The organism is Priestia sp. JV24 (genome assembly GCF_025910025.1).
Taxonomy (GTDB): domain Bacteria; phylum Bacillota; class Bacilli; order Bacillales; family Bacillaceae_H; genus Priestia; species Priestia megaterium.
The window spans coordinates 360,991-370,450 of sequence record NZ_JAPCIN010000024.1; the positions used below are offsets into that span (position 1 = coordinate 360,991).

The 9,460-nt window shown below is 36.7% G+C and carries 6 protein-coding genes; all 6 read left to right on the top strand.

Going from position 1 to position 9,460, the window contains the following annotated elements; genetic code table 11:
• The first annotated feature begins 365 nt into the window (after positions 1 to 365).
• The 6 genes from dnaA (at position 366) to gyrA (ending at position 9,279) form a co-directional block, all read left to right on the top strand.
• On the top strand, positions 366 to 1,709 hold the full coding sequence (dnaA, locus tag OK414_RS27445) for a chromosomal replication initiator protein DnaA (RefSeq protein ID WP_013081315.1): 1,344 nt from the start codon (positions 366 to 368) through the stop codon (positions 1,707 to 1,709).
• A gap of 186 nt (positions 1,710 to 1,895) precedes the next feature.
• Positions 1,896 to 3,032: a DNA polymerase III subunit beta gene (dnaN, locus tag OK414_RS27450; RefSeq protein ID WP_013054821.1), complete on the top strand. Its 1,137-nt coding sequence runs from the start codon at positions 1,896 to 1,898 to the stop codon at positions 3,030 to 3,032.
• Between the two features lie 100 nt (positions 3,033 to 3,132).
• A complete protein-coding gene (gene yaaA / locus OK414_RS27455) occupies positions 3,133 to 3,348 on the top strand; it encodes a S4 domain-containing protein YaaA (protein ID WP_013054822.1) in 216 nt (71 codons plus the stop codon).
• A 14-nt stretch (positions 3,349 to 3,362) separates the two neighbouring features.
• Positions 3,363 to 4,481: a DNA replication/repair protein RecF gene (gene recF / locus OK414_RS27460; protein WP_263045941.1), complete on the top strand. Its 1,119-nt coding sequence runs from the start codon at positions 3,363 to 3,365 to the stop codon at positions 4,479 to 4,481.
• 240 nt (positions 4,482 to 4,721) lie between these two features.
• Positions 4,722 to 6,638 carry a DNA topoisomerase (ATP-hydrolyzing) subunit B gene (gene gyrB, locus OK414_RS27465; RefSeq protein ID WP_013081316.1) on the top strand — a complete coding sequence of 639 codons (1,917 nt, stop codon included), beginning with the start codon at positions 4,722 to 4,724 and terminating at the stop codon, positions 6,636 to 6,638.
• 130 nt (positions 6,639 to 6,768) lie between these two features.
• A complete protein-coding gene (gyrA, locus tag OK414_RS27470; protein ID WP_016762686.1) occupies positions 6,769 to 9,279 on the top strand; it encodes a DNA gyrase subunit A in 2,511 nt (836 codons plus the stop codon).
• The last annotated feature ends 181 nt before the right edge of the window (positions 9,280 to 9,460 follow it).

The window sequence follows — 9,460 nt, forward strand, 5'->3', positions numbered from 1 at the left end:
ACACTATCTTGTGTTGTGGAAAACTTTTCTCCACAAGCTGTAGTGATTGTGGATAAGTTTCGAAAATTCATTGCATCATGCCGAATTCTTTGATATTATATTTTTGTTTTCACTCTTAATTACTTTTCCACAGTTGGTTTTTATCCACAAACTGTGGACAACTTGTGGACATCATTTCCACTATCACTGTATAAAGTTATCCACACCATGTGGAATCTGTCGAATAGTCGGCTTTCTTCTATAATATATATTTACCCACATAATAGCAATTGTATAAATATAAATTTTTTATGCATAAGGTTTTGTACAGGTTGTACAATGGTTGTACAAAGCGCATAAAAGCTAGAAAAAGGAGGGATTGCTCGTTGGAAAACATTCATGATTTATGGAATAGAGCTTTAGATCAAATTGAAAAAAAATTAAGCAAACCTAGTTTTGAAACCTGGCTCAAATCGACAAAAGCTCATGCTTTACAAGGAGACACGCTCATTATTACTGCGCCTAATGATTTTGCACGGGACTGGTTAGAATCTAGGTATTCTAATTTAATTGCTGAAACGCTTTATGATCTTACGGGGGAAGAGTTAGATGTAAAATTTATTATTCCACCTAACCAGGCCGAGGAAGAATTCGATATCCAAGCTCCTAAAAAGAAAGTCAATAAAGACGATGGAGCAGAATTTCCTCAAAGCATGCTAAATTCGAAGTATACCTTTGATACATTTGTTATCGGATCTGGAAATCGGTTTGCGCATGCAGCTTCTTTAGCAGTAGCAGAAGCGCCGGCTAAAGCGTATAATCCGCTTTTTATTTACGGGGGAGTAGGATTAGGTAAAACACACTTAATGCATGCCATAGGCCACTATGTGTTAGATCATAATCCTGCCGCGAAAGTCGTGTACTTATCATCTGAAAAATTCACAAATGAGTTTATTAACTCTATTCGTGACAATAAAGCAGTAGAATTCCGCAACAAATACCGTAATGTAGATGTTTTACTGATTGATGATATTCAATTCTTAGCAGGTAAAGAGCAGACACAAGAAGAATTTTTCCATACGTTTAATACGCTTCACGAAGAAAGCAAGCAGATTGTCATCTCAAGTGATCGACCGCCGAAAGAAATTCCTACACTTGAAGATCGACTTCGCTCTCGCTTTGAATGGGGCCTTATTACAGATATCACACCACCAGATTTGGAAACACGGATTGCTATTTTGCGTAAAAAAGCAAAAGCGGACGGCTTAGTTATTCCAAATGAAGTTATGCTTTATATCGCCAATCAGATTGATTCAAATATCAGAGAATTAGAAGGCGCACTTATTCGTGTAGTAGCTTATTCTTCACTAATTAATAAAGATATAAACGCTGATTTAGCAGCAGAAGCATTAAAAGATATCATCCCTAGTTCAAAACCTAGGGTTATTACGATTCAAGACATCCAACAGATTGTTGGACAAGAATTTAATATAAAATTAGATGATTTCAAAGCGAAGAAACGTACAAAGTCAGTTGCGTTTCCTAGACAAATTGCCATGTACCTTTCTCGCGAACTAACGGATTTTTCGCTACCTAAAATTGGAGAAGAGTTTGGTGGGCGAGACCATACTACTGTCATCCATGCTCATGAAAAAATCTCAAAACTTGTTCAAACAGATACTGACCTACAAAAACAAATTAAAGAAATAAGTGAATCACTAAAAATATAGGCTTTTTTTACTTGTATTTTGTGTATAAGTGAGTTAGGATTGTACACAGTCTGTCCACATGTGGATAGGCTGTGTTCTCACGTTTTTAGGGGTTATCCACATTTCCACAGCCCCTATTACTACTACTATCTTAAAATATAATAAATAATAAGCTTTTAAACCTACTTTTAAGGAGGATTAATTATTATGAAATTTATCATACAGAAAGACTATCTAGTTCAAAGCGTTCAAGACGTTATGAAAGCTGTATCTTCTAGAACAACAATTCCAATTTTAACGGGGATTAAAATTGTAGCGACTGAAGAAGGTGTTACCTTAACAGGAAGTGACTCCGATATCTCGATTGAATCGTTTATTCCAAACGAAGAAGAAGGAAAAGAAATTGTTGATATCCAAAAACCAGGAAGCGTTGTTCTCCCAGCTCGTTTCTTTAGTGAAATCGTAAAAAAGCTTCCTAAAGACATTGTAGAATTAGACGTCCAAAGTCACTTTTTAACAATCATTCGTTCAGGAAAAGCTGAATTTAACTTAAATGGTTTAGATGCAGAAGAGTATCCTCATTTGCCACAGATCGAAGAAAACAACATGTTTAGATTACCGACAGACTTATTAAAAAACATGATTCGACAAACTGTCTTTGCGGTGTCCACCTCAGAAACACGACCTATCTTGACAGGTGTAAACTGGAAGGTCGATGGCAAAGAATTAACGTGCATTGCCACTGACAGCCACCGTCTAGCTTTGCGAAAAGCGACCATTGAAACTGGAAATGAAGCAACGTATAATGTGGTTATTCCAGGTAAAAGTTTAAGTGAATTCAGTAAGATCCTTGATGATTCTCATGAATTAGTAGACATTGTTATCACGGAAAATCAAGTATTATTCAAAACAAAACATTTACTATTTTTCTCAAGATTATTGGACGGGAATTATCCTGATACTTCAAGATTGATTCCAGCTGATAGTAAAACGGATGTTATATTGAACGTAAAAGAATTCTTGCAATCAATTGACCGCGCTTCTTTATTAGCTCGTGAAGGAAGAAACAACGTAGTAAAACTATCTACGCTGGATGAGGGAATTGTTGAAATTTCTTCTAACTCTCCTGAAATCGGAAAAGTAATTGAAGAGGTACAAAGTCAGTCTATCTCAGGAGAAGAATTAAAAATTTCTTTTAGCGCAAAATATATGTTAGACGCATTAAAAGCGCTCGAAGGAACAGATATCAAAATTAACTTCACTGGTGCGATGCGTCCATTTGTCATTCGAACATTAGAGGATGATTCAATGCTGCAGCTGATTTTACCAGTGCGAACATATTAAATCTCAGAAAGCTACTAGCATGCCGTACTAGTAGCTTTCTTTTCTCAAGGAGAATTATTTAGTAAAATAGAGATACACCATTAGAAAGTGAGAGAGTCGCATGAAAACAGAAGTTAAAATTTCAACTGAATACATTACGCTTGGCCAGTTTTTAAAACTAGCAGACGTCATTCAAACAGGTGGAATGGTAAAATGGTTTTTAAGTGAGCACGAAGTATATGTAAACGGGGAGCTAGAAGAGCGCCGCGGACGTAAATTATATGCAAATGACGAAGTGGATATACCGGCTGCAGGATCATTTGTTGTCATTACTTAAAGTTGGTGAAACGTTTGTATATTAAAGAAATTACTTTAACAAATTACCGAAACTATACGAAGACAACGATTCCTTTTGAAAATAAAGTAAACGTCATTTTGGGTGAAAACGCACAGGGTAAAACAAACGTGATGGAATCGATCTTCGTATTATCTATGGCTAAATCTCATCGTACATCCAACGATAAAGAATTAATTAAATGGGACTGTGAGTATGCAAAGCTATCGGGCATTGTAGAAAAGCATAGAGGGCCTGTTACACTGGATTTAGTCATCTCACCAAAAGGGAAAAAAGCAAAATATAATCACATTGAGCAGAAAAAACTCAGTCAATATATAGGGTCAATTAACACTGTCATGTTTGCTCCGGAGGATTTGAACCTAGTTAAAGGGAGTCCGCAAGTAAGGCGCAAATTTATTGATATGGAGATTGGTCAAGTTTCGCCTGTTTACATGCATGATTTAAGCAGGTATCAAAAGATTTTGCAGCAAAGAAATCAATATTTGAAGCAGCTGCAGACAAAAAAACAAACGGATCTTTCACTTTTAGACGTACTTACGTTACAGTTAAGTGAAATGGCGGCGAAAATCTTAAAAAAACGTTTTGAGTTTTTACAGTTACTCCAACAGTGGGCAGAGCCTATTCATAAAGGGATCAGTCGAGACTTAGAAACATTAAAAATTGAGTATAAGAATTCAATTGATGTATCAGAAGATGCAGATTTGTCGAAAATGTTAGAAGCATATCATCAAAAGTTTGATAAAATAAAAAGTAGAGAAATTGATAGAGGTGTCACCTTAGCGGGACCACACCGTGATGATCTTCTTTTCTACGTTAATGAGAAAGACGTTCAAACATTTGGTTCACAAGGGCAACAGCGGACGACTGCTTTATCGTTAAAGCTTGCTGAAATTGAGTTAATTCATCAAGAAGTAGGTGAATATCCAATCTTGCTTTTAGACGACGTATTGTCTGAATTAGATGATTTTCGTCAATCACACTTGCTAAATACCATTCAAGGAAAAGTTCAGACGTTTGTAACGACAACGAGCATTGAAGGAATTCATCACGAGACCTTAGAAAAAGCCGCTACATATCACGTAGAAGCTGGCCAAATTCAAAAGGTCAAATAGCAATTGACCTGTATAAAAACTTTTCGCAAGGCAATCTAACTGAAATATGATATCATTATAGTTTTAAGTCTATATATTTCAACTCGTACCCTCGATTATGAAAATTTTGTGCATAAGTAAATAAATTGCAAATACATTAAAGGCTCCGTATTATTTCCACATAATATTCGAAAAACATAATACAAAATGATAAATACAGCAGTTTGCTGTTAAAAAAAAGTGTAGGTGATACATTTGACGATGGAACAAAAAGAAGTACAAGCATATGAAGCTGATCAGATACAAGTATTAGAAGGATTAGAGGCTGTTCGTAAACGTCCGGGGATGTATATTGGATCGACGAGCGCAAAGGGTTTACATCATCTTGTATGGGAAATTGTAGATAATAGTATTGATGAAGCGCTGGCCGGCTATTGCGATGAAATTAATGTTATTATCGAAAAGGATAATAGTATTACAGTCAAAGATAACGGTCGTGGAATTCCGGTTGGTATTCAAGAAAAAATGGGCAGACCTGCCGTTGAAGTTATCTTAACGGTTCTTCATGCCGGAGGTAAATTTGGCGGCGGCGGCTATAAAGTATCCGGTGGATTACATGGTGTAGGTGCCTCAGTTGTTAACGCACTTTCTACCTCTTTGGAAGTGTACGTACATCGTGATGGTAAAGTTCATTATCAAAAATATGAACGAGGTGTACCGGCTGCTGACTTAAAAGTAGTTGGAGAAACAGATAAAACAGGTACTGTTATTCAATTCCATCCAGACGGTGAAATTTTTACAGAAACGCTTGAATACGATTTTGATACGTTAGCTAATCGTCTGCGTGAGTTAGCTTTCTTAAATCGCGGTATTAAAATTACGATTGAAGACAAACGTGAAGAAGATAAAAGACGTGAGTATCACTATGAAGGCGGAATTAAGTCTTACGTTGAACACTTAAACCGTGCAAAAGAAGTAATTCACGAAGAGCCGATCTATATTGAAGGTAATCGAGACAACATTTCTGTAGAAATTGCTATTCAATATAACGATAGCTATACAAGTAATTTATATTCTTTTGCAAACAACATTCACACATATGAAGGTGGAACGCACGAAGCAGGATTTAAAACAGCGTTAACGCGTGTAATTAACGACTATGCACGTAAAAACAGCGTATTTAAAGACAGTGATGCCAATCTAACGGGTGAAGATGTTCGTGAAGGAATTACAGCTATCATCTCTATTAAGCACCCAGATCCGCAGTTTGAAGGACAAACAAAAACAAAGCTGGGAAATAGTGAAGCAAGAACAATTACTGACTCTGTGTTTGCAGAACACTTAGAAACGTACTTGCTAGAGAACCCTATTGTGGCGAAAAAGGTAATTGAAAAAGGTTTAATGGCTGCAAGAGCAAGAATGGCAGCTAAAAAAGCTCGTGAGCTTACAAGACGTAAAAGCGCGCTTGAAATCTCAAACTTACCGGGTAAATTAGCAGATTGTTCATCAAAAGATCCTTCTATTAGCGAACTCTATGTAGTAGAGGGTGACTCTGCGGGAGGATCAGCTAAGCAGGGAAGAAGCCGTCATTTCCAAGCTATTTTGCCTTTACGTGGTAAAATTATCAACGTAGAGAAAGCCCGTTTAGATAAAATTTTATCTAATAACGAAATTCGTACAATCATTACCGCTCTAGGAACGGGTATTGGTGACGATTTTGATATCTCGAAAGCACGCTACCATAAAATTGTGATCATGACAGATGCAGACGTGGACGGTGCGCATATTCGTACGCTTCTTCTAACGTTCTTCTATCGCTATATGAGACAGATTATTGAGCATGGATATGTGTACATTGCCCAGCCGCCTCTTTACAAAGTTTCACAAGGTAAAAAAGTGGAGTACGCGTACAACGATCGTCAATTAGAAGAGGTATTAGCTTCTTTCCCTGAAGGCGCAAAACCAAACCTTCAGCGTTACAAAGGTTTAGGAGAGATGAATCCTGAACAATTATGGGAAACAACAATGGATCCAGAGTTCCGTACCCTTCTTCAAGTGAACTTGCAAGATGCAATTGAAGCTGATGAGACATTTGAAATTTTAATGGGCGACAAAGTAGAACCACGCCGTAATTTCATTGAAGAAAATGCTCAGTACGTAAAAAATCTTGATATTTAAATGAACGGTAATACCCTTTATATGTTTTATAAAGGGTATATAAACGTCAGGATAGAGATAGGTTCTATCCTGCGTTTACATATATATATATGAATTACTATACTGAACTTCGCGAAGGAGGTTCTTATCGATGTCAGATAAACCAAACTCTCAAATAAGAGAAGTAAATATTAGTCAAGAAATGCGCGCATCCTTTTTAGATTATGCAATGAGCGTAATTGTATCGCGTGCTTTACCGGATGTAAGAGACGGACTTAAGCCTGTGCACCGTCGTATTTTATATGCAATGAATGATTTAGGTATGGGATCGGATAAGCCATATAAAAAATCAGCTCGTATCGTAGGAGAAGTAATTGGTAAGTATCACCCACACGGTGACTCAGCTGTATATGAAACAATGGTTCGTATGGCACAAGATTTTAGCTATCGTTATATGCTAATTGACGGTCATGGAAACTTTGGATCTGTTGATGGAGATGCCGCAGCAGCTATGCGTTATACAGAAGCAAGAATGTCAAAAGTTTCGATGGAACTGCTGCGTGACATCAATAAAGATACAATTGATTATCAAGATAACTATGACGGTTCTGAACGTGAACCAATTGTATTACCTGCTAGATTTCCAAATTTACTTGTAAACGGTTCAGCCGGAATTGCGGTAGGTATGGCCACAAATATTCCTCCGCATCAGTTAGGGGAAGTCATTGACGGCGTTTTAGCTGTAAGTCAAGACCCTGATATCACGATTGCAGAGTTAATGGAGATTATTCCAGGCCCAGATTTCCCAACTGCAGGACAAATTCTTGGCCGCAGCGGCATTCGTAAAGCTTATGAAACTGGAAAAGGTTCTATTATTGTTCGCGCAAAAGTAGAAATTGAAGAACAAAGCAATGGTAAACAAACTATTATTGTTCATGAACTTCCATACCAAGTAAATAAAGCAAAGCTAATTGAAAAAATTGCTGAGCTAGCCCGTGATAAGAAGATTGATGGAATTACGGATTTACGAGATGAGTCTGACCGTTCAGGTATGCGTATTGTTATTGAAGTAAGACGTGATGCAAATGCAAATGTTTTATTAAACAACTTATATAAGCAGACATCTCTTCAAACAAGTTTTGGTATTAATACCCTTGCATTAGTAGATGGACAGCCAAAAGTATTGAACTTGAAGCAATGTCTACAGTACTACTTAGACCATCAGGTAGTGGTTATTCGCCGTCGTACTGAATTTGAACTTCGAAAAGCAGAAGCACGTGCGCATATTTTAGAAGGTTTAAAGATTGCTCTTGATAATTTAGATGCTGTTATTGCTTTAATTAGAGGTTCTCAAACAACAGATATTGCACGTGAAGGATTAATGACGCAGTTTTCGTTATCTGAAAAACAAGCGCAAGCTATTTTGGATATGCGCCTACAGCGTTTAACAGGATTAGAGCGAGAGAAGATTGAAGCAGAATATCAATCTTTATTAGCGCTAATTGCTGAATTAAAAGCTATTTTAGCAGATGAAGAAAAAGTATTAGAAATTATTAGAGAAGAACTAATAGAAGTAAAAGAAAGATTCAATGACGGCCGTCGAACAGAAATCGTAAGCGGAGGAGCTGAAATTATCGAAGACGAGGATCTGATTCCTCGCCAAGATATTGTTATTAGCTTAACGCACAACGGCTATATTAAACGTTTGCCTGTTTCTACGTATAAGAGTCAGCGAAGAGGCGGAAGAGGTATTCAAGGAATGAATACAAACGAAGATGATTTTGTTGAACATCTTCTAACAACTTCTACTCATGATACGATTCTCTTCTTTACAAATAAGGGAAAAGTTTACCGTACGAAAGGATACGAAATTCCAGAGTACGGAAGAACGGCTAAAGGAATACCTATTATTAACTTGTTAGAAGTAGACAAGGGTGAGTGGGTAAACGCCATCATTCGCGTCGATGAATTTGTAGACGATTGGTATCTATTCTTTACTACAAAACAAGGAATTTCTAAGCGTACACCTTTATCTTCTTTTGAGAACATTCGAAATAGCGGACTTATCGCCTTGAATTTAAGAGAAGAAGATGAATTGATTTCTGTTAAATTGACAGATGGTAAGCGCGATATGGTTATTGGAACGAAGAAGGGTATGTTAATTCGTTTTAATGAAAATGATGTTCGTTCAATGGGACGTACAGCTACTGGAGTTAAAGGGATCACTCTCGATTCAGAAGATGAAGTAATTGGTATGGAGATTCTCGAAGAACAATCAGATGTCTTAATCATTACGAAAAATGGTTACGGAAAACGTACGCCGATTGAAGAATATCGTGTACAAACAAGAGGCGGTAAAGGTTTAAGAACATGTAATATCACTGATAAAAATGGTGATGTTGTCGCACTGAAATGTGTATCTCAAGAAGAAGATATTATGCTTATCACAGTAAGCGGCGTTCTTATCCGTGTTTCTGTTTCAGATATTTCACAAATGGGCCGTAACACACAAGGTGTCAAAGTCATCCGTTTAGGAGACGAAGAGTTTGTTTCAACGGTTGCAAAAGTACAAACTTCAGAAGATGAAGACGAAATTTTAGATGAATTAGATGAACATGAAGAGACAGATATAATAATTGAAGCTGAAGAAACAGAAGAATAAAAAAAGCCCCTGAAAAAGCAGGGGCTTTTTTTATGTAAAAAAACCTTGCCATAGGCTTTTCATTTTGGTAATATATAAAAAGTCAGCAAAACATATATGAGTTTTTTAGTAGTTTTAAAAAAGTTATATAAAAGTGTTGACAATGATTCTTATAAAGTGTTATTATATAGGAGTCGCTTTA